This window comes from Pseudoalteromonas sp. G5_S1_14_S5, from assembly GCF_054968605.1.
The window spans coordinates 35,933-58,606 of the sequence record NZ_JBQKUM010000004.1; the positions used below are offsets into that span (position 1 = coordinate 35,933).

The window sequence follows — 22,674 nt, forward strand, 5'->3', positions numbered from 1 at the left end:
TAACTACCCCTTAAACTCTGGGAACAAAGAAGTATCAATTGGTGTGATCTCTATTTGTTGCTTTGGCGGATGATCCAAACTTGGCATTAAACCCAGTAAGCGCTTTGTATAAGGGTGTTTCGGGTAATCGAACAGCTCAAATACATCTGCATACTCAACAACACGCCCTCCATACATGACAGCTACGTCATCACACACCTCTGCAACAACACCTAAATCGTGAGTGATAAACAGCATCGCCATACCGGTCTCTTGTTGTAGCTCTATCATCAACTCCAAAATGGAAGCTTGAACCGTAACATCTAGAGCCGTGGTTGGTTCATCACAAATCAAGACGTCTGGCTTGCACGCAAGAGCCATAGCTATCATTACCCGCTGTCTCATCCCACCAGATAGGTTATGCGGATATTCGTCGATGCGTTTCTCTGGCATTGGAATTTGACCTTTTCCAACATCTTGATCGCATATTCTCTTCTATCAGCTTTCTTCAACTCAGGTCGATGAAGCGCTAGCACCTCCATCAGCTGTTTACCGATACTATGTACAGGATTAAGTGCCGTCATTGGATCTTGGAAGATAATAGAGATCGAGTTACCACGCATTTCATACATAGAATCTGGTGGCAAGGTAACGAGATCATGATTGTTATAAAGGATCTCCCCACCGACAACTTGACCATAAGGTTTAGGTAGCAGACCCATAATCGACATTGATGTGACGCTTTTACCACAACCAGACTCGCCAACCAGACCTAGAGTTTTGCCTTTTTTAACTTTGAAGCTGACGCCATGCAGTACCTGAACGACTCCCGAGTCAGTATCAAAAGTGACTTCTAGATCTTTTACTTCCAACACCACATCGCAATTAGGATCTTGTTTATATTCCATATTCATACAGCATCCATCACAACTTAAAACGGTCATCAACAAACGAAACCGGAGCATAGGTTTTATCTGACTTCATCGATGCTTGCGTCTCTTTCTTCAGTGAAGGATCTATCCAGAAACTACCAATATCCATCGGGTGGAAGATAGACTCTGTCTGCTTAGTCATTGGATTCTCTGGATACTGGACCCAGCGCCAATGTGCAGCGCGTGAATACGGCACCATATAGCCTGGAACGATGATATTAGCCTGTGTAACGTAATCTTGAATCTCATACGAGAGTTGATAGCGCTTATCTTGGTCAAACTCAGCATCATAAGCTTCTATCAATTTATCCAGTTGAGGACTGCTGTAGTTAGTGTGTGCATTGGTTTGCGGTTTATTGGCATTGTCTGAGTGCAAATACTCCCAGTAAGAAGGGATTTCACCCGAGCCCATATTGAGAAAAGCCAATTGATGCTTCTTCTCTAGAATGTATTTAAACGCCGATGACCCATCGACCAAGTTAAGGGTAAAGTCGAGACCCGCTAACTTTGCTTGCTCTCGGAGAAAGGCAATTCTTGGCGTCCATGCGTTGTAACCATAGGTGATAGCAAACGAAAGCCTCTGACCTTGTTTATTGATACGGATACCATCAGGGCCCATGGTGTCAAAGCCGGCTTTTGCAAAGTGCTCAGCCGCTACCTGAGGGTCAAATTCTGGCGCTTTATTCGTTGGGTTATCGTATTGTCCATGTCCAAACCCGAGCCCATGTGGCTTACGAGAGTAGTCACCACGCATGATGTTTTTTATCATTCCGTCATAGTCGGTAGCGTGCATAATGCCCTTACGAACATTGATATCATCTAGCAATGGTTGCGCAGTATTCATCCACAAACCACCGGCACCTTGTGGCGTTTGATTGAACCCCCAAAACTTCTGGATGTAACCATCTTTAAAGCCTTGAGAGTCAGATTTCCCATGCCAATATTCAGGGAGTACGAAATCGAAGTAATCTAATTTACCTTTTTCAAAGTGCTTTAGAGCGATATCAAAGTCGCGAATAACTGTAATACGCACCTTATCGACATTATAGCGATTCTGATAATATCGATTTGAATAGCCCCACCACTTTTCACCGACATGTTTGAAGGTAACACTCTTACCTTTTTTAACTTTATCTAAGTAATACGGGCCTGCTGTGGGTTCACTCTTGAAGTTATATTTACGGACAAAGTTATCGACCATGCCATCATTATTTGCATCTTTTTCATCCGCAAAATAGTGTTTTGGCCTTGGTTGAAAGCCGTTACTTGGCATATTGATCAATACCATTAGAGCGTCTTGGCTCTGCTCTACAGCGGTTTCTACGGCAATGGTATATTCATCTACTTTAATCACATCAATAATAGAAGTTGAAAAGAAATCGTTATACCAAGGAGCGACGATATCTTTAGAGCGATAATAAGTGAGCATAAACAGATAGTCATCTGCCGTTATTTTCTCTCCATCAGACCATGTTGCATTGGGATCAAGCTTAAAGTAGACCGTTTTGTTGTCTTCAGAGAACGCCCAATCAGTCGCTAACTGTGGAATCCACTTGCCCGTATTAGGGTGTCGCTGAGCAAGCTTTGGCGCACCATCCATGAAGTAATGACGTAACCCTGAATTTGCGTCTGGCCCAACGCTACGCAAGGTCTGAGGAAAACTGGCCATGAATGTACGTAAGGTACCGCCACGTATTGCGTCTTGTGAAGCAAAAAGTGGTTCATTGTTGTTTGACAACCATTCCACGCCCTGTGGTAAAGCAGTGGTTTGCGAGACAGCTGATGTGGATAAACCCGCCATCAACGCTGAAATACATATTGAGAGTGTTCTATTCATAATTACATCCTGTAATTGGATACTTCCTGTAAATGTCTGAATGTAGGCTTATACGTAACGTGTGAACTTTTTGGGATCAAATGCCGAGCGTATCGCTTCACCTATAAATGTCACCATGACTAAAACTGCAACGATGGCTCCGACAACTGAGATCACAATCCAAGGGGCATCTAGATTCGATTTCCCTTGCTGTAGTAATTCACCCCAACTAGGCGTAGGAGGCATAAGGCCAAGCCCTAGATAATCGAGTGCCGTTAATGCGGTAATGTTAGCGGCAATCGTAAATGGCGCTAAAGTGACTATCATAACCATAGTATTGGGCAAGATATGATGCACTAGAATACGCGTTGTCGAAGCACCTAACGCTCGGGCTGCCATCACGTATTCGCGAGCAGACTCTTTATATGTCATAGTTCTTATATACCAAGTAATTCCCATCCAGCCGAACAAAACATTAATTGCGACAAACAAGGTAAATGTTGGCTGGGTTATCGAGACTAAAATCATAATCACGTACAGAAACGGCACCATTGACCAAATCTCTATTAGCCTCTGAACAAACAAATCAAACTTGCCACCAAAGAAACCCATACAGCACCCGACCATAGTACCAATCGCATAAGAGATGGCCATGGTCATTAACGCAAACCCCATCGCTATACGAAAGCCATAAACTAAGCGCGCTAAAATATCTCGTCCTATCGCGTCGGTGCCTAAATAATGTTGGCTCTCAATACTCGGTGCTAGTGGTGGGAAGTCACTAGAAAAGTCCTGCTCATAAGGGTTCCAAGGCACGATAGGCATAATCACGAAATTACCCTCGCCTTCATTCTCAAAAATCTGTTTCAGATCTCTATAATCAGCCTCACTCGCATAACTTAGCCCAAAGTCTGTCCCTGGCCTTACGTCTGAGACAACAGGAAATGACCATTCGCCTTTGTAACTAACGAGTAGCGCTTTACTGTTAATAAAAAACTCAGCGAAGATTGAAAAAATAAGTAGGAAACCCATGACCAAAAGTGACCAATATCCACGTTTTATCTCTTTAAAGTGCTTAATCTTCTTATGTGTTAGTGGAGTTAGTCTCATCATGCGCCAAACCTCACCCTTGGGTCGACAGCAGCAACACATAAGTCAGAAACAATATTACCAATCATTAACATCGCGGCGTTAATAGCAACGATTCCCATAACAACCGGATAATCTCTCTCCATTATTGATTCATAACCTAACAAGCCAATACCATCGATATTAAAAATAACTTCAATCAAGAAAGAACCGGACATAAAGAACAATAATGAGTTACCAAAATGACTCGCTATCGGAATTAAGCTATTTTGCAATGCATGTTTTTTAACCGCTTGCTTGAACGGCAATCCCTTCGCTATGGCTGTTCTAATATAATCAGCAGAGAGGTTTTCCATAAGGTTATTTTTCATTGTCATCGTGAGCGTCGCAAAATCACCAATCAAATAACAAATGAGAGGAAGCACGGCATGCCACATGATGTCCTTGATTTGGTCTACCCAATTTTCATAGTCCTCAAAATTGTCTCCGACGAATCCTCCCATAGGAAACCAATCAAGGTTATAGGCAAACAGTGTAATTAGAAAAACGCCAACAACATATCCGGGTAACGCATAACCAATAAATATTAGAATCGAAGACGTAGAATCAAATACTGAACCATGTTTGATCGCTTTATAATATCCAAGTGGAATTGATATAAAGTAACTAATAAAGAACGTCATACCTCCATAAAACAACGAGATTGGTAAACGATCAGCAATCATGTCACTCACTGGTTCGTAATAACGAGTTGATTCACCAAAATCTAATACGACAACCTTAGACAGCCAATTAACATAAGATTCTAATATAGGTTTGTCTAATCCATAGAAGGCATTGAGCTCTGCAATCTGATCATCTGATAATGAGGAATTAGTACCCACAACGCTTACTGCCGTACTGTCAGTTCCTGAGTGCATTTTTGACAGCATTCTTTCTACCGGGCCACCCGGGACGAAGCGAGTAATAGCAAAAATCAAGATTGTTATTCCTAGAAATGTTGGAATGACAAGCAATAAACGCCTCAATATATAAGCTAACAATTGGAAATACTCCATACCAATTAATTACATTTAAACCGCATCCTGCGACTTTGTTCTTACACTTACACACTGGTCCAATGAGTTAGCATATTGAGACTTTAGTTTATACAAAAAGTTAATTAAACCTTTACTTATAATTAACATTGCAAATTATTGACTTAAGTCAAATTACTGCACTGTAAGTGGTCATTAATACATCATTCTCATTACCTAATACGGATAATGAGATCAAGTCTCAACCATGAGAAGATTTGAAATAGGAGTACGTCACGCCAATCGGGAATAGAAAACACATCTCGGTCAATCGTAAGTGTTCACCAAGCCCGATTGACATAAAAATGTGACCTTACGAAATTGATTCTACTTTGGCTATTGAGTGGACATTCTGAGAAGACATTATGGTTTCATGACTAGAAAAAAGCACCTAAATACCAAGAAGCACCACCTAAAGTCTCAGACTTGTATGAGGCTAAGGTGCTATTAATGAGCTGTGGGAACAGCTCCGACATTATGAAGATAAGCTAACCACTAGCTCCAAAAACCCTTCAAAATCGCCCTCATCACACAGCCCTAAAGATCACCATGAGCGAAAAAAGATGAAAGCTCTGGTGGTCGCAATTCGACAGGAGCTAAAGAAGGCCACACAGGGCATCAACGAAAACTCTTACCTCTAAAAGCAACGGATGTTTTTATCGATTGTTTTCCTTAAGCGTGCCCTTGTTGTGCTCATTCTGATATCGATGTACATGGTGGGCCGTACTACAGGCATCAAGTCTTTGATATTCCATAACCTACGGTCTACATCACTGAATACCGTTTATTTTCTGGTCAATGTCGCCACTGCAAATAAACAGTGAAAGCTCAAAAACCTGATAATGTCTCACAAGGTATCATCGGGCCTAATCTATTAAGCTATATTGGCGTGCTTGCGGGACAATATCATCTCAGCGTTCGAAAAATCCAATCACTGCTCAAAGAACAGCTTGGCACAACCTTTTCGGTCGGTGCAATTAGTGAAGCGCAACCTTTAACTGGTGGCTGATTATAGTGGCGGTGGCCACACTGCATATATTGGTAAACATCTTTGTTTGCTAACGAACGCCATTTTCCATACTCGGCATTGTTACGAGCAAGGTGAATTGGGTTATTCACTGTACTTAAGGCGAATGCACAGGCTACAAAAATCATTCGGTCATTACTTGAACAAATGGACTGATGTGATGGTCAAGCGGTATCGGGGGCGATGCAAGTTACTCCTCAAACACAGAGAAAGCTTGTGGATTTTTCTCAAGAAAACCTTAATCCCCTTAACCAATAATGAAGCTGAGCGATGAATTAAAGGGGTTGTTATTCAAAGGAAAACCAGCTTCGGAACGACCTCGGATGCAGGCGATAAATTCCGTAGCAGTATCAATACACTTGTCGAAACCTGTAAAAGCGGGGTCTACCAGCAATGTCAGTGTTGAGGGAGAACATCACGTCAGTCGTTTAGAAGAAGCCGTACCCGAATGTTTTTGCTCTCTGACCTAGAACTTTATGTGCCTTCATCTCATATAGTCAAGCTATCCCGCTGAACGTTTACCATTCTTGTTCCTTAGTCTCTATTGGCAATACAGCACAGATCCTACAACACATTAGTTTTTAATACTTTCAACTAGCTATGATTTATAAGACAAATGCAAAGCGGCATGCATATGCCCATAATTTACCCCACCGATTTGCAGGCTCACTAACGCTCACGACAAGTTCTTGCTCAGTCTTTCATACAACTCCAAGGCTTTAACTTTAGAGGTTAATTGCCCAAGAGCGTACTGATGTGCTGACTCAATATCGTCACTTTGTTTTGGATAGTAACGCTTGGCTACTGCAGTACACTGGCTCAGGTTGGTATGCCAACTTGCGTCTTTCTCAGCGACAAAGTAGTACGCCGCCCGCACTAACTTCTTGCCAATCACTTTAGCGGCATCCGCATCAGTCATTGTTTTAAAGGCCGGACTCATTTGCTCCAGAAAAGTAGACAAGTCACCATTAAGCGCTTGGGCTATTTCACGACTAGGTTTGTAGCGCGTAAAATCAATAGATAGATCATTACCCCAAATACAACAGCAACAGTGCTTGAGCCAAAACTGCCAATGGAATTTTTCTTGTGGTTGCAGCACTTCAGAAAGAAAGCCAGGGTCGATATCAAGCTTACTGACTTGGGGATATGCTTTGGGAATGATGTCGGAAAGGTGCTGAAATACTCGCTTCTCTTTTGGATTAATCGGTGTATTGAGTATGATAGAAACATCCAAATCCGAATGACCAACAACCGCCGTGCCCCTCGGCACACTTCCGTATAGGTAAATACCATCAATTTGATTCGGAAGGTCGCTTAACAACGAATCAACAACGGCACTTACAACCTCTTGGAATTCGGGATCGATATTCCTAGGAGAGTATAGGTTTTCGATGAACCCGTCTTTGTCGAGACCTCTAGATTGATTCAGCATGCCACTTTCCAGTTAGATTAAGATCCGTTTCACAGCCCGAGATAGTACATAGAACAATGCCACTCTCTTTTGAGTTGGCACTGATCATGAGCTCTCCTTGCGAACTCCAAACCGAGCTCTTGCCACACGTTTCCCAACCTCCCGTCACAGAGATATGGTTACTCAGTAATACTGGTATACCGTGTTCCGACGCAATTCCAGATAAGATTTTAGAATCCGGGTCAAAGCCATTCTCGGAGATTAAAGCGCTTGCTAAATAGATATCAGCACCTAGATTCTTGGCTCGTCGGGAGTGGTCCGCCTCTATGAAGTCAGCACATATTGCTAGCGCGATTTTATGCCCGTTGACATCAAATACATAATCAACGTTGCCAGCAGAGCAGAATTCACTCTCACCATCATGCAGGTACTGTTTAGAGTAGAACTCAACTCTACCATCGGGAAAGCAAACAACGGCGCCTATGGTGGGATGTGATAAGCCTGGAACTCGCAGGGGACAACCAGCCACAATAATCATCTCACTTTGAACCGAAGATCGGGATAGTTCTTCAACATTTGATGGCTCAACAGACAATGCAAGTTCTTCAGCTAAATCAAGCTCATAGCCGGTCAATGATAGCTCGGGGAAAACAACCACATCCGCATTGTACTTTGACGATTGCTCTACCATTTTTAGATGTTGCTTAAGGTTTTCCCTCCAGTTGCCTCTTACGACAGGAATTTGGGCCAAACTGATAGTGACACTCATTTCAAACTTCTCCAAAAAAACAAAAGATCCGCTAGGCGAAACGGAGCCAATACAAAGTATCGATTCAGATTTTTAGAATAAATTAAGACAAACAAGTTTTGGCATAAACCAGCGTGCTGTCTAACTCTCCAGAAGGTAAACGCCGAGCATTAGCTAAACATGCTTCTTGCTGGTAGCCACATCGCTTCGCCACTGCCTGACTTTTCAAATTCGTTGCCGCCATTTTTATTTCAACCCGCTTTGCCCCTTTATTAAAGAAGGCAAACTCTTCAACAAGTTGTATCGCCTCGCTTACATAACCAAATCCAGTTTTCGAAGTTCGTAACCAATAACCGATTTCAAAACAAGGTATAGAATCGTCTCGGACAATAAAACCAATGGCTCCGATGAACGCCTCAGTGTTCTTTTCAATAATATTGAACCAAAACTCCCCCATAAAATTAGAGAAATTACTGGCGGCCTCTTGAGTATTGAGTTCAAGTTGCTGCCGAGTTAAGGCTTCAGAAACCCAAGGCAGGAATTCGGACAACTCAGCCATACATTCCTGAACAACGTTAAACATTTCATTAGTATGGATTAATGAAGGAGGCGTTAATTTAAGTCGTTCACTTTCCATTACTCTCACCTTCCCACTCTGAGCGAAGCATCGCTAATACAACGGTATCCCACCACTTATTTTTGAAGAATCGGTGCTCTTTAAAGCAAGCTTCTTGTCTCATCCCGAGTGACTTGCACAGCCTTATCGCCGCTAGATTCTCACCAATGGTTTCCGCATAAATTCGATGAACCCCTAACTCTGAAAACCCAAAACCAGCCAGAGCTTTGGCCGCTTCTATGGGTAGCCCTTTCCCCTGAATTTCTCTCGCAAAAGCGCAACCCATTGAAGCTTGCTGGTTATCTTCAAGGCGTAAACACACGGTTCCGATAAACTTTCCTGACTCTTTGCTTTCAACAGCTAATTGATAGGACTGACGAGGATCTTCCTTAGCCTGTTCAACAAACAATTGGGTGAGTTGATGGTACTTACTGGGCTCACAATCAGTTTCATCATAGAAACGCTGATATTTGGCATCCTGTGACATAGCCACAAACGCGCTTTGATCCTCAAACGTCATGTCTCTCAGAACCAACCTGGCAGTGTCTATTTTGAACATCAAAATTCCTTTTTATCTGTCTCCTAAACTGTATTGCGTTACTAACACTCAAGCCAATAACGAGCTACTGGACCAGGAAAAACGTTACCAAAAACTATTTTTTCAAACTTACCGCCATTTGCCTCAATGACTTTTCGTGAAGCTATATTGTCTTCGTCCGCGGTAATCAAAGCTTGTTTAATACCCAGAGAGCTCGCTTTTGGAATAGCGAATTTGAGCATTGCCTTGCCGTAGCCAGAACCTCTCTTTGAGGGAGCAATATCGTAGCCAATGTGCCCCGCTTCAAGTGACAGAAACTCATTATCGATACGATGACGAACACGAATGGCGCCGAGTATCTCTCCTTCATCATTTACCAACCAATAATGATTACATGGTACATAACCATCGGGTAAATTAACGCCTCTGGCCTCATCATTTAAGCGTTCAATATAACGAGAAAAATCAAGAACACCGTCTTTGTAATAATCAGAGTTATCGATGTCGTGCTCCAAGAAGTCTTGGTAATACACCTTAAAAGCGGACTCAAATTCTTTGGAGGGCGACACTAGTTTCATTGTTATCTATTCCTCTTACGATAAAATTAAAGGATCTTTCTAATAAGCACGATGAACCTGATAGGTTCCAATCGGACTGTAGGTAAGTTTGAGCTCATCAAAACCATTTACGATCAAATCTGCTGATTTTAATTCTTCTCTGGTATGGCTGGTTAATAGAGCGATCGTGAAACATCCTGCCTTCTTGGCCGATAGTACGCCAGATGGTGAATCTTCAACTGCAACGCAATCTTCTGGTTTTGCGCCCAAAGCTTCTGAGGCTTTAAGGAAAGGATCCGGTGCTGGCTTACCTCGTACCACATCTTCGGCACAAATCATGACCTTTGGCAACGTAAAACCGGAGGCTTCCAAGCTTGTTGTTGCGACCGCTCTAGGTCCACTCGTTGCGATTGACCAGCAATACGGGCCTAATTTTGATAAAAAATCATGAGAATTTGGTATAGCCTTGGCGCGCTTCATCTCTTGGGTCGCAATAGTTTTAACTTTATTGACCTCAGTGACATTAGAGAATTCCATGCCAATACAGCTCAGTGTCTCTTCGATTTTTCGCCCGTGGATATACTCACTCATGGTTTCAAAACGAACACCAACAGTCTTGCACCATTTTTTCCAAATATTGTCGATAACCACTTGGGTATCAACCAGTGTTGCATCGACATCAAAAATAAACTTCTTACATTCAATCATGAACTCTAAAACCTATGAAAAACACTTTGATACAGTATTGATATGAGCAGATAACACACATTAAGACGCCATGACTTTAATACCAAACAGCGTAAACAAGCCGCCGGTTACATAATCCATGATACTTGAGATACGTGCATAAACACTTTTCGCTGCTCGATGTGAAAAGGCTGTCGCCAAAAACATATGCCAGCATAAAGTAATACCGGACATAGTCAGCATAATGGCGATGACCATCGGGATGGTAATATTTTCAGGCATAGAGACACTAAACAAACTCACGACAAAGAAACCCGTTTTAGGGTTTAAGATGCTAGTGATAAACGCAGACATAAAGACTTTTCTACTTGAAGGCAGCATCACTTCACTAGTAGTCAAGCCTTCATCTAGCTGTTTGGCTTTTCGTGTTGAAAGGATCTGGCGCGTACCCAAATACAACAAATAACTGCCACCAACGATCTTCATAACATTAAACAGTGCCGGGAAATGGGATAGCAAAATAACCAAGCCAGTGCATCCAAACAGTGACCATAACAATATGGACGTACTAACTCCAAAAGCAGAGTATTTTGCTAGCTTGCGGTTGTAGTGCAGCGCTGTGTTAATCGTCAACAGCACATTCGCGCCGGGCGTTGCGACTGCCAGCATCCAGATTAACGCAACGTGAAGAAGAACCAATAAATATTCCATTCGTCTCTACCCAATTTACTCAAGCTTCATTAATGACATCGCACGCACTGACGGTTTTGCGTCACTTGATTCAAAAAACCAGTGCGCTCGAATGTGGTGTGATAAGTGTCTTTTAACTCAGTATTAGAGTCCACATTTGGATCTAAAAAATGCCAAGCCATAAGATTCAAAAAATCAATTTAGGCCCCTACTCTCAGCGCTTTACTACGTCATAAAGTTCCAGTAGTTGCCTACCATCACTGGGCATCCCTTCATAGGCACCAAACCCACTAGGGTAATAGATAGGCAATGCTGTCATCACAAACTGAGCCAATGAAAAATAGACACCAAAATTAATGACGTAAGAAGCAATGTAAGGGTACTGATTGCTATTAAAGAAATACAAAAGCAGACATAATAATAGTGAGGTAAGTGGCCCCATAACTAGAGACCATGCTTGTAAGGATTTACTGCCCTGTTGAGTTATTGAGGCAAAGCCAACATTCATTGAAAAGCTTGAAACTGAAAGTGTCAGATTACCAATTTGAACAACCTTGGCCTTTTCGCTATTCCCGAGGGTCACCTCGACTTTGTGACCCGTAATGAGCTGAGGGATTGCATGACCCAATTCATGCAATAAGGTGGCGATAGGCATCACACACAAAAAGCCTATCGCTAATCCAATCAAACTATTCAATCTCAATCTCCCTATTTAGATCGATAGCCACTGATAGAAAGAGGCAAATGGTCGGTAGAAAACCTACTGCCGCTTATATTGTGTTGGGCAATAACCTCTCGACACTTCAGAGCTACGAAGCTTTACATGTTTTGTCGCACGACCTGCGACGCGAGCACGCCACAATTTGAAGCTACCCGGCTTCATATGGCTGCGCATAAAACGAATCACCTGTGATTCATTTAAACCAAATTGGTGTTCTATTGCCTCAAATGGCGTTCGGTCTTCCCACGCCATTTCAATAATTCTTGATTCGCTCTCTTTAGATAATTTCATTGTCTACTCATCCTTTAAAATATGAGTAGAAGTACGCTCACTCTCACTTTTTAGATCAGGGGTTTACTATGATTCGATAAGGAGTCATCAAACAAAAAAACAGATATTTGTCGCTATCCTCTTTCTAGCCACTCGCTACGCAGCACCCCATACTTCACCGAGTCATAATATTCGCCTTGGTAATATCGCACCTTTCTCAGCCTCGCCTCTTGCTGGAAACCTAACTTCAAAGCGAGAGACATCATGCGCGGGTTACCTGACCAAGTAGTTAGCCCAACACGCTCAATCTGTTTGTTGTCGAATAAGTAAGTAATCCAGAGCGGAAGTGCTAATGCTGCGATCCCCTTCCCCCAATAATCAGAGTTATAAATGACTACGCCAGCTTCAAGCCAACGTGTCTCTTCACACTCCCAGTAGCAACTCACGGTTCCAACGGGTACACCGTCGACAACCACCAGCTGCAGGTCATCGCCCTCAAGCAGTTGTTTAAACGAATGACCTTCAAAGCTTTCTAATGACGGATGAGAATACGAAAAATAAGGGCCATTAAACTTAGTCCACTCATCGTTTGAAATAACCAAAGCATAAATAGCAGCCAGTTCGCTCGGCATTGCTGGTCTTATCGTTATATCCATTCGCTTTCCTTGTCCTGTTCCTCAGTCCAAAGAACCCCGAGTGATGAGTTTTGGTTGTTCATCGCAAAGGAGGTTAGCCCTTCAGAAAATAAAAAGCTCGCCAATGATGACGAGCCTTGTTTAGGGTTGAACCATGCTAACTGCGAGGTCGCACTTAGCTTACAACTTGTTCTCGCAAATTCACTTCGACACTTTTTAAGACCTTAAATTCTTCACGAGTACAACCTCGAGCTATAGATACCCAGTGATCACCAGTTTCGTCTGATCCTCTAAACTCTGCACGAAGCTCGTATTTTCGCCACGAAACAAAAGCCAAAATAAAGGTCAGAGCGAGCATAGGTAATCCAAACTGAGGTACGAACGCCCAAGTTGCTGCAGATAGCATCAAGGCCAATGAAACGACGTTGATTGCGTTTTCTTTGATGCCCAATTGACGAATTTCTAGCTGTTTGATTTTACGTAAGCTGTAAACATCCTTCTTCACTTTAAGTTCATCAGAATTCACTAGAAAGTCAGATGCCTTGTATGCTCTACGCAACCTCAATAAATTAGCTAACCTGTTGCGTGTTTGGTTTTTATTCATTGCCTTTCTCCATGTTATTAAAGGTTAGTAAAAACTAATATAATCATGAAGTTATCGGTGAATGATTATTTTATAAATCAAGAGAATGTAAAAAGCAAGGATATGAAATTAATAACATTTATAACAACACCAACAAAACATCAAAAATACGAATTAATAAATTTGAACTCTAGTTGCTGTTTGCACCGTGCGGAAGGTATTCATCAATTGATTCTTTCCGCTACTCATAATGAATGATCCCATTAATCAACACGCTTCATCTGTACTTTGTAACCAGTTATTTCAATTCATTTTGAACAAGGGAGTAGTCTGCTTAGAGTTTGCTGAAGCCACATCACATAAAGTGCTCACTGAAATAGAATTAATCCGAATAGAAGCAGCCAAGCATCAATAATTTGAATGGCTCAATCATTCATCTATTCATATCAGCGTAAGCTATCGATTGAGCAATTGATCTCATAAAGGCAGGGCTGTATGGTTGCTTTATACACACTGTTGCCTAATGGAGATTACGATGGACGAACTACTAACGCACGCTATGGAACAGAAGCAACGCACGGTCGTAACAAGCTTATTTGCGAAAAATGGGTTTAAAATCGCCGCGACAGATTTTGATGATGTGACCTTTGAACGCGAAACCGTTCTGGTCAATGTTAGATTCGATGAATCTTCTAATATCGAGTCAATTTCGGTGTCAAACCACAAACTTTAAAAAAGATTGCTCTATAGCAAGAGTAATCAGCATTCTGTATACCTTCATGATGGAGGTACCACCACTCAGTAGCTTTACCTCCATCAAGAATTACAGCTATCAAGCTAGAGTACGCTCCAACAAAGTTTCCTCATATCAAATTAAGCTTTGTTTGAGCTTTTCTTCTAATGCTTGAACACACAATTGGATAACAATCGGCGTGTTTGAAGTAAAAGGGTTCAATGCGTAAACCGTATTGGTAGGTAATTCAAAGCTTGGCAGCACGTCGACAACTTCACCAGATAACTGAGCAACGCAAAAATCTGGAATCACACCAATGCCAACACCCGATTTAATCAGTGCAAGACAACTGTGAAATGAATTGGTGACGCAGCTAGCTTGTTGTTGATAGACAAAGCCTTCTGCAGTCAGAGAACTGAAATGATGAGTCACCAGCTTTCCCTGCCAAGAGTTTGCAATGTAAGGAATCGATTCAAGCTCACGTTCACGCATACTTGCGACGCCACATAATACATCTTTAAACTCACCTAACCGTTTCTGTTTTAGGTTACTGTCTCGTGAACTACCAACTCGTACCGCAAGATCAATATCGTGCTCCATGAAATCTAAGTGTTGATCATCACTGATCAATTCCGGCTTTAATTTTGGATACTGTTTCATCAGATCCGCAATAACAGGCGCAACAAGCAAATCCATCAACGCATTGGGAGCTGTGATGCGAATCCGCCCCTGAGGCTCTTCCAACTCCGATTTCGCCATATCCCACGCCGATTCAGCGATCACGTTAATATCTTTACAACTTAGATAAAAACGATCCCCCATACTGGTCAAGGTTTGTCTTCGCGTTGTTCGTTTAAGAAGCGAAGCACCAAGCTCTTGCTCCAAAATTTTTAGATGCTGACTGACAACAGATTTAGACAACTCTAGTTTTTCAGCCGCGGCCGATACGGAGCCTTGCTCTACGATATGAGCGAAAATCGACATCTGTTTTAGCTTACTCACCTTATTGTTCTCTTTTTACAAACAGTATTTTCTATTATCTCTGTTTTTCAAATTAATTACCAAGACTAAAATACTTTCAACTTATCGAGATAACTCAATCAAAAACACAGTGTTTAGAAGAAGACTGTTATGGAGAAAACAATGTCAAACAATCAAGTATTAGAAGCGTGTAAGCAAGGCATTAACGCATGGCAAAAGGCATTCAACAGCCAAGATGCGAAAGGTTGTGCAGATCAATATACAGAGAACTGTGTAATGGAAGCTCGTCCATTTGGTACTTTTGAAGGACGTGAAGCGATTCAAGCATTCTGGCAAGGCATCATGGACCAAGGTTTCAAAAACGTTGATTACACTGACGTAAAATGGGAAGAACACCCAGAAGGCGGATACATCCTTACCGCTAGCTGGACAATGAACAAAGCATTTGGTGTTGTACACCGTGAGCACTGGGCAGTGCAAGAAGACGGCTGTGCTCGCCTAGTAAGCGACGACTTCGAAGTTCAAGGCGAACGCTAGAAACGAGTGGTTCAAACAGTAGCAAAAATAGAAGCCAGCACCCTACCAGGTTGCTGGTTTTTTTGTATAACAACACAACCCCATTCCGTCATAATTTCAACTAAATGCAATCATAATCTACACCTAATAATTAATAGATTTATTTTTAGTTTCCATAACATAGCACCAAGTGTGATACCTGTTACAAACTATCGAATCTCATTTATCGAGACCCGTAGACAACTTGAGATGTTGTTATTGCTGAGCCATTCTTTGTATAAAGTGATGGAGAGTGTTTCCATCATAATTAATGAGAGTGACAAGGAATTCGAATGATAAAAATGTTGGTTTGTGACTTTGACGGTACACTCGATGGCGGCCCTTCTCATGGGGTTAATCAACTTTTCAATTATCTTACAGAGCAACCCGATATCCGCTTTATCATCGCGACCGGTAGAACGCTGCCCTCTATTCAAGCTGGCTTGGCATCAGATAACTACCCAGAACCTCACAGCATCATCAGTGATGTGGGCACTAGAATTCATCACAACTACTCCCAAAAGCCTGACCACAGTTGGCATGAGAAACTCGAGGCATCTTGGAACAAATCAAAGGTAGAATCTGCGTTAGCACCACTCGACTTTCTGGGTGAACGCTTAGAGAGCCACCAAGGTCCCCATAAGATGACTTTTGAGGGTAAGCTGTCTGAACCTCAGCATGCATTAATTGAATCACAATTAGAATCACATGGCTTAGATGTCCACCTCACCTATTCACACGACTGGTATCTGGATATCACACCAAAAGACGTCAATAAAGCAACTGCAATCCATCACCTGCTGAAACAACATGAATTGAGCATTGAACAGGTGTGCGTTGCCGGTGATTCAGCGAACGATACTTCAATGCTGACGATAGAAGGGGTGAACTCCATATTAGTGGCAAACCACTATCCTGAAGTGGCTCACCTATCAGGAAGAAATAACGTATATACCAGTAAGGCTACCCATGCAGAGGGCGTGTTAGAAGGCCTTATGTATTGGCAACAACGAGCTTCAACCAGTCGCTAAAATGTGTCTCGTCGAAAGTTCCAGTTACGCAGCTCAATAGACACTGGCTCCCCTACTACTTCCAACCTGGGAGCCAAGTTTGATTGTCGGTGAGGTCGCGCCAATTTATCGCTTCTTCCCGTTTCGTCATCACCGCTTCGATCAAACAGCGCACCACTTCTCCTTCGTCAAACTCTACCTCCGTAACCATGAAGTGCTTTTCCTTTTTCACTGGACTAACGGCCGTCCACTTACTACGAAATAGTTTCTTGGGGTTGATACGGTTCATGGGCTTTTCCTGTCTTAGTTGCAACAGAACTTTATAAGACTTGTAGATTTAAAAAGATCACTACGTACCAAAAAACATAATTTAAATCAAAGTAAGCCACAAATAAGATCAATAAAGTCGGGCCATAAATTCGATACAATTAATGCTCACCAATTTAAAAACTAACTTTTCATGAGCCAAACAGAATTCCAGCAAAAAATGGCGAGCTTTACGTCTATTGAACAAGCACTCGATTACTTTGAAATTGGGTTTGATAGCCAGTTCATCGACCAAAATAGAGTCGAGCTTGTGTAACGCTTTAATGGCTATCTGATCCTATCGAAACCTGGCGATTGGTTTTCTGGAAGAAGAGCCCTGAAAAATGCCTACTGCAAGGTGCAACGCAGTAAGTTAGATCGTTATACGCGTTCGGCTTGCCGAGGCTGCACAACTTGCCAGCGTCGATAAGCATAAAGTGCCGTTAAAAAGAGAGCTCGGACATAGATAGTTGAAATAACCTCTCATTACGATTTAGTTAGTAGTTTGCTCGAAAAAAAGTGTGCTAGTCTTACGACAACTCAATTACGAGATAACAACTACAAGATAACAACTACAAGATAACAACTACAATGAAAATTTTCAGCAATTTCGAAAGCGGCAACATTCACGTCGTTTCAGCAGATTCACCACAAAACATTCAACTGACTATCCCTGCAGATAACCAAACTGAAATCTCTCAGTGGTTCCATTTCCGTTTAGAAAGTCAAGCGCAACAAGCTCACCACTTTGAAATCGGTCAATTGGCAACATCTGCTTACCCAGAGGGCTGGAAGGATTACGATGTGGTTGCATCGTATGACCGCGAAGAGTGGTTCCGCATCCCCTCTCAGTTCAATGGTGACACGCTGAGCTTTGACATCATCCCTGAGCACGATTCAATGTACTTTGCGTACTTTGCTCCATACTCATACGATCGTCACCAAGATCTTCTGCACAGCGCGCAAACGCACCCTGCGTGTAAGCTTGAAACACTAGGTCATACGCTAGACAACAACGACATCACTTTGCTAACCATTGGTGAGCCAAGTGAAGAGAAGAAAAACATTTGGGTTATTGGTCGTCAACACCCTGGCGAGACAATGGCTGAATGGTTGATTGAAGGCCTGCTTCAGCGCCTACTTGACGAAACAGACACGGTAGGTCGCTCTCTTCTAGACAACGTAGTATTCCGCGTTGTTCCGAACATGAACCCAGATGGCAGTATCCGTGGTCACCTACGTACCAACGCAATTGGCGTGAACCTGAACCGCGAATGGCAGTCACCGTCCATGGAACGTAGCCCAGAGGTATTCCTTGTGCGTGAACGCATGTTAGAAACTGGCGTTGATATGTGTTTAGACATTCATGGCGACGAAGCGATTCCATATAACTTTGTGGCAGGTAGCGAAGGCACACCTTCTTACAATGAGCGTATCGCAAAGCTAGAGAACCACTTCAAGCAAGCACTACTCACGATTACGCCAGAGTTCCAAGACGAGTTTGGCTACGATAAAGATGAGCCAGGCAAAGCAAACATGACAGTAGGTACTAACTGGATCAGTGAGCAGTTCAAGTGCTTGGCGTACACTGTTGAGATGCCATTTAAAGATCATATCAGCCACGCTGACGAACTTTACGGTTGGTCGCCAGAGCGCAGCGTTGCGTTTGGTCACGACATGCTAGCGGCAGTTTGGGCGACAGTAGACGAACTATAAAGCAACGAGAGCCTTGGCTATCAAAAGCAGGCCTATAGATAGAACAAAGCCCAGCACTTGCGAAAGTGCTGGGCTTTTCAATGTTTGCCTAAGATTTACGGTTTATCGAGTCACCTAGCTCTATACGCTATTATGCAGCCCTCAGGCTCGCGAAAAGACTGGGTATTTTTTCCTCATGTGTCTTTGTTCAGACACCATCTCCTTAAAAAAAGTGAGATATGAGTCGTATCATCTAAGCATCAATACCTTATAACGGTCATTAAGCCTACAGCTGAAAGAGGGCTAACTGAATACTGAAACCAACAAATAACACGCCACATACAATATTCATCATTTGCGAGGTACGCTTTTGAACCAATAAGCGTTTAAAGGTATCTGCCATTAAAATCACAACCAAGAACCACATTGAAACGACCATCGCCTGAATTCCACCAAGAATTAAACTGTCGGACACAATTGCATCTGTAGTAACAAATTGAGGGAAGATCGATAGGTAAAACAGGACGATCTTCGGATTTAGTAAATTGGTTAGTAGTCCTTTAAAAAATTGGCTATAGAGTTTACTCCCAGACGCGCTCACGACAGAAAGCACGCCCTCTTGAGCACGTAATGCCGCCCGAAGGTGGTTGTAACCTAACCAAAGCAAATACAAAACACCCGCCCACTTCAGCCCCTCAAATGCCATTGGCGTTTTCGACAATAACAGGCTAATGCCACTCGCAGAAATAAAGGCATGGAAAAAGAAACCACATGACACGCCTAACACATTCACAAATGCGAACCGCTTCTTTTGAGTCAACGCTGTGCTTAACACAAGCAATGCATTGGGTCCTGGAATAATCGCAATAAAAAAGACAATAACAATGAACAGCCAGATACTATCCCAACTCATTTTTTACTCATACAGTGAAGGTTTTTAGGGCAGACATTGTACGTCCAATAAATGCCATTACAATATGATAAACACTTAATTAACTCGTATGTCTAACTTACAAAATTAGCACATATAATAAATACGTTTATCTTCAAGCGAACAAAACTGATTCTCTAACATTTCTAGCCCTGTTAGACTCCACCTCCCTTTTGATACTTGGTTCATTTATGTCATTTGCTAATCTAACCCTCAACACAAAAACCGTTGCTGCTCTACCGTCTCAATTCGATAAACCGACTGAGATCCAACAAGCGGTTATTCCGACGATTGTTTCAGGGAGAGATGTGCTTGCATTGGCTCAAACAGGTAGCGGGAAAACATTAGCGTTCGGGTTACCTTTGCTCAATGACATCGACCAAGATTCGAATAAATTGCAAGCGCTTGTCATCGTTCCAACACGCGAGCTAGCGTCTCAAGTGACTGAGTCTTTACAACCAATTGCAACTGCCTTGAATATCAAAATGGTAACGCTTACGGGCGGTATAAATGCAGATGAACAACAGCAGCAACTGTCAACCGCACCTCAGCTCGCCATCGCTACACCAGGGCGCCTGCTTGCACTCATCAAAAGTGGTGAATTAGAGTTAGCTCAGTGCACATCATTAGTTCTTGATGAAGCCGATCGATTGATCGACATGGGCTTTTGGCCAGATATTCAAGCGATCACCGCAGCTCTGCCAGCTAAGCGCCAATCACTATTATTCTCTGCAACGCTTCCACCTGAGTTAGTCAACCAAGCTGAAACGCTTTTATCGAACCCAGAAAAGATCACGACTCACAAAGAGAACAGCGTTGTAGAAACGATTGAAGAAACACTGTATCTGGTAAACAAAGGCAGTAAAGCTCAAGCATTAATTGCACTGCTCAATCAGAACCCGTGGCCACAAGTATTAGTGTTTATTGGCGCAAAAGACAACGCAGACGCACTAACCAAGCGATTAAACAAAGTAAAAATCAGCGTGAGTGCATTGCATGGCAACAAGAGCCAAGAAGAACGAGCACAAGCGTTAGACAGCTTCAAAAATGGTGATACCCGTGTGCTTATCGCGACTGATGTGATGGCTCGAGGCATCCATATTGATCAGCTACCTATTGTGATTAACTTTGAGTTACCACCTCATTCTGCGACTTATGTGCACCGCGTTGGAAGAACAGCGAGAGCTGGAAATACTGGTTGTGCAATCTCGCTGGTTAGCCACAGTGACACTGACTACCTGACTGCCATTCGCACTTTAACCAACAAAGCACTGCCACTACAGTCATTGGAAGGCTTCCCAGTCACAGACAAACCAGCGTCAGAAACAACCGCTCGTAAGCGCCCACCTAAAGACAAAATGGCAAACCGCAGAACAGCGAAAAAGAAGAGCGTAAAACAGTTTAAGAGCAAACCGAACAACTCTAGACCCTACAGCTCAAGATCAAACAGCACTAAGCCAACGTCATCAAAGTAGAGCAATAGCAACGATTCAGCGTCTGTCCCCCGTTAGTTTCCAAACTTAACGGCGGTCATTTTAATTAAATTTAGCCCGGATTTTTCTGGGCTTTTTTTCGCTTCAACCAACCACTTTCTAATGCTAAATATGACACTAATGCGATTCAATAGATGACATTTTTGTGAATTACGAAGACAAGGTATTGATTCTTGGTTGCTCAAAAAAAATACTTTCTAATCACGTTGACGCCCCTATATCTGGCAACTAGATTTTTCTATTAGTGTCTAAAACCAGGAGGTCATTGAAATGAAACGTGCTAGCTCTACATATCGATTACAACTGATTAAGGAAGTGGCAACTCGCCGAGATCGTCAACGTTCAAATGACCCGATGGCCAACTACATTCAAACTCTAATCGACAACAAAGATGACTGTGATACTTCAGTTGAACGCAACCAAAGATTCAGTGGAAACCATTTTGATGAGCACATTGGAGGCTGGGTTAGCGATCATTGGGGTAGTAAATAAAACCACCAGCTTTGCTGCTGTAGAATCAATCTCCGCATTAACCTATCATCTGCAACAACTTCCAATCATAGAGTAAGCAGAAAGTGTCTGAGTTAAAAAGAGAAAAAGAAGTGATGGTTGCCTTCCAAGTGATCCCTCGCGTTAAAGAAGGCAACAACTTCGAAGTAGTCGATAAAGCAATTGAAGTCGTTAAAGAAGCCGGTGTTCCCTTTCAAGTCGGTGCGATGGAAACGACCATGAAAGGCGAACTCAATCAATTACTCGATATCATCAAAAATGCTGAGCAGGCTTGTTACGATGCTGGTGCCATAGAGGTCATCACAAACATAAAGATTCATAGCAAAACCGCCGCTGCCGATGATACATTTTACACGTATCATCGTGGTGTGACGAAAGCGAATCATATGTTTGTGTAAGAAAGTTCTGTTAAAGAAAGACTCTACATAGTCAGTGATGTTATTGAAAAGGCACGTCGGAAAGGTGAGACAGTATCTCCATGCGCTCTTCTTCTGACATGGTATGCCAGTCACGCGCGCTTTCCTCGGGGTCATCTGTCGCCCCCAATCGCTTTCTATCCAAAGCTTTAACTGGTTTCTTGTTGAGTTTAACGTCCTTTTTATTCATACCGACACCACTCCTCTGGTACAAAGGTACCTATCTTAATATTACACCCCAACCATTATGTAAAGTAATAGTTACTGCGGAGTTAGATAAAATCTTAATACTTCCTCTTTAGCCGAAAAGATCTCTTTGGGGACTTGTACTTACCTCTTCTTCTACCGGCTGACCAACTAAGTTGTTTTGCTTCATTATTTTTCTTCTGTAACGCTGACGACATAGCTTGATGACGTGTAATTGCTCTGCGGGAGTCATCGACATCCAACTAAAACGTTCGTCTCTTTTTCTCATACACCCATTGCAATAACCTTTGTCATCGCTAGAGCAAACTCCAACGCAAGGGCTTGGAACTTGGAAAAACTCTAACTGCTCCACCACGCCTCCTTACACATCCAAAATTACGCTTACTATCTCAAAAATAAGCGATTGATTTGTCGCCACGCCTACGAAAACCATACTAACCTATGACTTTACACTGACACATA

At 42.5% G+C, this 22,674-nt stretch carries 28 protein-coding genes and 2 pseudogenes; 9 read left to right on the forward strand and 21 right to left on the reverse strand.

The window, feature by feature from the left end; genetic code table 11:
- Positions 1 to 3: 3 nt before the first annotated feature.
- From ACTRWI_RS02150 to ACTRWI_RS02170, 5 genes and pseudogenes are all read right to left on the reverse strand, one after another.
- A complete protein-coding gene (locus ACTRWI_RS02150) occupies positions 4 to 384 on the reverse strand; it encodes an ABC transporter ATP-binding protein (RefSeq protein ID WP_499129088.1) in 381 nt (126 codons plus the stop codon).
- Positions 370 to 944, reverse strand: a pseudogene (locus tag ACTRWI_RS02155) (ATP-binding cassette domain-containing protein); the annotation flags it as partial. The gene ACTRWI_RS02150 and the pseudogene ACTRWI_RS02155, both read right to left, overlap by 15 nt.
- Positions 904 to 2,748, reverse strand: coding sequence for an extracellular solute-binding protein (locus ACTRWI_RS02160; protein ID WP_499128967.1), 1,845 nt, complete (start codon positions 2,746 to 2,748; stop codon positions 904 to 906). The gene ACTRWI_RS02160 and the pseudogene ACTRWI_RS02155, both read right to left, overlap by 41 nt.
- 48 nt (positions 2,749 to 2,796) lie before the next feature.
- Positions 2,797 to 3,840: an ABC transporter permease gene (locus ACTRWI_RS02165; RefSeq protein WP_499128969.1), complete on the reverse strand. Its 1,044-nt coding sequence runs from the start codon at positions 3,838 to 3,840 to the stop codon at positions 2,797 to 2,799.
- Positions 3,837 to 4,859 carry an ABC transporter permease subunit gene (locus ACTRWI_RS02170; protein ID WP_499128971.1) on the reverse strand — a complete coding sequence of 341 codons (1,023 nt, stop codon included), beginning with the start codon at positions 4,857 to 4,859 and terminating at the stop codon, positions 3,837 to 3,839. Before ACTRWI_RS02170 ends, ACTRWI_RS02165 begins: the two co-directional genes overlap by 4 nt.
- Before the next feature lie 459 nt (positions 4,860 to 5,318).
- Here ACTRWI_RS02170 and ACTRWI_RS02175 point away from each other — a divergent pair.
- A pseudogene (locus tag ACTRWI_RS02175) lies at positions 5,319 to 6,351 on the forward strand (DUF6444 domain-containing protein).
- 244 nt (positions 6,352 to 6,595) lie between these two features.
- Here ACTRWI_RS02175 and ACTRWI_RS02180 read toward each other — a convergent pair.
- From ACTRWI_RS02180 to ACTRWI_RS02230, 11 genes are all read right to left on the reverse strand, one after another.
- The gene (locus ACTRWI_RS02180) at positions 6,596 to 7,351 is read right to left on the reverse strand and encodes a nucleotidyltransferase domain-containing protein (protein ID WP_499128973.1); all 756 of its coding nucleotides are present in this window, start codon (positions 7,349 to 7,351) and stop codon (positions 6,596 to 6,598) included.
- The gene (locus ACTRWI_RS02185; protein WP_499128975.1) at positions 7,335 to 8,099 is read right to left on the reverse strand and encodes a carbon-nitrogen hydrolase family protein; all 765 of its coding nucleotides are present in this window, start codon (positions 8,097 to 8,099) and stop codon (positions 7,335 to 7,337) included. Before ACTRWI_RS02185 ends, ACTRWI_RS02180 begins: the two co-directional genes overlap by 17 nt.
- Positions 8,100 to 8,181: 82 nt before the next feature.
- On the reverse strand, positions 8,182 to 8,715 hold the full coding sequence (locus tag ACTRWI_RS02190; RefSeq protein WP_499128977.1) for a GNAT family N-acetyltransferase: 534 nt from the start codon (positions 8,713 to 8,715) through the stop codon (positions 8,182 to 8,184).
- Positions 8,705 to 9,253 carry a GNAT family N-acetyltransferase gene (locus ACTRWI_RS02195; RefSeq protein ID WP_499128979.1) on the reverse strand — a complete coding sequence of 183 codons (549 nt, stop codon included), beginning with the start codon at positions 9,251 to 9,253 and terminating at the stop codon, positions 8,705 to 8,707. Before ACTRWI_RS02195 ends, ACTRWI_RS02190 begins: the two co-directional genes overlap by 11 nt.
- A 41-nt stretch (positions 9,254 to 9,294) precedes the next feature.
- Entirely contained in the window at positions 9,295 to 9,810 is a 516-nt protein-coding gene (locus ACTRWI_RS02200) for a GNAT family N-acetyltransferase (RefSeq protein WP_499128981.1), read from the reverse strand.
- Positions 9,811 to 9,849: 39 nt separating this feature from the next.
- A complete protein-coding gene (locus tag ACTRWI_RS02205; protein WP_499128982.1) occupies positions 9,850 to 10,497 on the reverse strand; it encodes an HAD-IA family hydrolase in 648 nt (215 codons plus the stop codon).
- A 60-nt stretch (positions 10,498 to 10,557) separates the two neighbouring features.
- Positions 10,558 to 11,187: a LysE family transporter gene (locus ACTRWI_RS02210; protein ID WP_499128984.1), complete on the reverse strand. Its 630-nt coding sequence runs from the start codon at positions 11,185 to 11,187 to the stop codon at positions 10,558 to 10,560.
- Between the two features lie 193 nt (positions 11,188 to 11,380).
- Positions 11,381 to 11,863 (reverse strand): hypothetical protein, encoded by a 483-nt coding sequence (locus ACTRWI_RS02215; protein WP_499128987.1) that lies wholly within the window; start codon positions 11,861 to 11,863, stop codon positions 11,381 to 11,383.
- Between the two features lie 63 nt (positions 11,864 to 11,926).
- Complete coding sequence (locus tag ACTRWI_RS02220; RefSeq protein WP_008222468.1) at positions 11,927 to 12,178, reverse strand: TIGR03643 family protein; 252 nt, start codon at positions 12,176 to 12,178, stop codon at positions 11,927 to 11,929.
- 113 nt (positions 12,179 to 12,291) lie between these two features.
- The gene (locus ACTRWI_RS02225; protein ID WP_499128990.1) at positions 12,292 to 12,813 is read right to left on the reverse strand and encodes a GNAT family N-acetyltransferase; all 522 of its coding nucleotides are present in this window, start codon (positions 12,811 to 12,813) and stop codon (positions 12,292 to 12,294) included.
- A 154-nt stretch (positions 12,814 to 12,967) separates the two neighbouring features.
- Positions 12,968 to 13,396 carry a hypothetical protein gene (locus tag ACTRWI_RS02230; RefSeq protein ID WP_499128992.1) on the reverse strand — a complete coding sequence of 143 codons (429 nt, stop codon included), beginning with the start codon at positions 13,394 to 13,396 and terminating at the stop codon, positions 12,968 to 12,970.
- Positions 13,397 to 13,910: 514 nt separating this feature from the next.
- On the opposite strand from ACTRWI_RS02230, the gene ACTRWI_RS02235 reads away from it, so the two are divergent.
- Positions 13,911 to 14,108: a hypothetical protein gene (locus tag ACTRWI_RS02235; protein WP_499128993.1), complete on the forward strand. Its 198-nt coding sequence runs from the start codon at positions 13,911 to 13,913 to the stop codon at positions 14,106 to 14,108.
- A 135-nt stretch (positions 14,109 to 14,243) separates the two neighbouring features.
- Here ACTRWI_RS02235 and ACTRWI_RS02240 read toward each other — a convergent pair whose 3' ends face one another.
- Complete coding sequence (locus ACTRWI_RS02240) at positions 14,244 to 15,110, reverse strand: LysR family transcriptional regulator (protein WP_499128995.1); 867 nt, start codon at positions 15,108 to 15,110, stop codon at positions 14,244 to 14,246.
- Positions 15,111 to 15,251: 141 nt separating this feature from the next.
- Here ACTRWI_RS02240 and ACTRWI_RS02245 point away from each other — a divergent pair, with 141 nt between their 5' ends.
- Both ACTRWI_RS02245 and ACTRWI_RS02250 read left to right on the forward strand, forming a co-directional pair.
- Complete coding sequence (locus ACTRWI_RS02245) at positions 15,252 to 15,626, forward strand: YybH family protein (protein WP_499128997.1); 375 nt, start codon at positions 15,252 to 15,254, stop codon at positions 15,624 to 15,626.
- A gap of 311 nt (positions 15,627 to 15,937) precedes the next feature.
- Positions 15,938 to 16,675 (forward strand): HAD-IIB family hydrolase, encoded by a 738-nt coding sequence (locus ACTRWI_RS02250; protein ID WP_499128999.1) that lies wholly within the window; start codon positions 15,938 to 15,940, stop codon positions 16,673 to 16,675.
- Between the two features lie 55 nt (positions 16,676 to 16,730).
- Here the strand turns inward: ACTRWI_RS02250 and ACTRWI_RS02255 are convergent, their stop codons facing one another.
- The gene (locus ACTRWI_RS02255; RefSeq protein WP_063522399.1) at positions 16,731 to 16,943 is read right to left on the reverse strand and encodes a TIGR02450 family Trp-rich protein; all 213 of its coding nucleotides are present in this window, start codon (positions 16,941 to 16,943) and stop codon (positions 16,731 to 16,733) included.
- 171 nt (positions 16,944 to 17,114) lie between these two features.
- On the opposite strand from ACTRWI_RS02255, the gene ACTRWI_RS02260 reads away from it, so the two are divergent.
- Positions 17,115 to 17,237, forward strand: a complete 123-nt coding sequence (locus ACTRWI_RS02260; protein WP_499129001.1) for a hypothetical protein — start codon at positions 17,115 to 17,117, stop codon at positions 17,235 to 17,237.
- A 314-nt stretch (positions 17,238 to 17,551) separates the two neighbouring features.
- Positions 17,552 to 18,676 carry a M14 family metallopeptidase gene (locus ACTRWI_RS02265; protein ID WP_499129002.1) on the forward strand — a complete coding sequence of 375 codons (1,125 nt, stop codon included), beginning with the start codon at positions 17,552 to 17,554 and terminating at the stop codon, positions 18,674 to 18,676.
- A gap of 265 nt (positions 18,677 to 18,941) precedes the next feature.
- On the opposite strand, the gene ACTRWI_RS02270 is transcribed toward ACTRWI_RS02265, so the two are convergent.
- Positions 18,942 to 19,568: a LysE family translocator gene (locus ACTRWI_RS02270; RefSeq protein ID WP_499129004.1), complete on the reverse strand. Its 627-nt coding sequence runs from the start codon at positions 19,566 to 19,568 to the stop codon at positions 18,942 to 18,944.
- Positions 19,569 to 19,777: 209 nt separating this feature from the next.
- On the opposite strand from ACTRWI_RS02270, the gene ACTRWI_RS02275 reads away from it, so the two are divergent.
- From ACTRWI_RS02275 to ACTRWI_RS02285, 3 genes are all read left to right on the forward strand, one after another.
- Complete coding sequence (locus ACTRWI_RS02275; protein WP_499129005.1) at positions 19,778 to 21,061, forward strand: DEAD/DEAH box helicase; 1,284 nt, start codon at positions 19,778 to 19,780, stop codon at positions 21,059 to 21,061.
- Between the two features lie 288 nt (positions 21,062 to 21,349).
- Entirely contained in the window at positions 21,350 to 21,571 is a 222-nt protein-coding gene (locus tag ACTRWI_RS02280) for a hypothetical protein (RefSeq protein WP_004742106.1), read from the forward strand.
- Positions 21,572 to 21,654: 83 nt separating this feature from the next.
- Positions 21,655 to 21,987: a thiamine-binding protein gene (locus ACTRWI_RS02285; protein ID WP_499129007.1), complete on the forward strand. Its 333-nt coding sequence runs from the start codon at positions 21,655 to 21,657 to the stop codon at positions 21,985 to 21,987.
- Positions 21,988 to 22,027: 40 nt separating this feature from the next.
- Here the strand turns inward: ACTRWI_RS02285 and ACTRWI_RS02290 are convergent, their stop codons facing one another.
- The gene (locus tag ACTRWI_RS02290) at positions 22,028 to 22,195 is read right to left on the reverse strand and encodes a hypothetical protein (protein ID WP_499129009.1); all 168 of its coding nucleotides are present in this window, start codon (positions 22,193 to 22,195) and stop codon (positions 22,028 to 22,030) included.
- Positions 22,196 to 22,303: 108 nt separating this feature from the next.
- Positions 22,304 to 22,564, reverse strand: a complete 261-nt coding sequence (locus ACTRWI_RS02295) for a DUF1289 domain-containing protein (RefSeq protein WP_499129010.1) — start codon at positions 22,562 to 22,564, stop codon at positions 22,304 to 22,306.
- Positions 22,565 to 22,674: the final 110 nt, after the last annotated feature.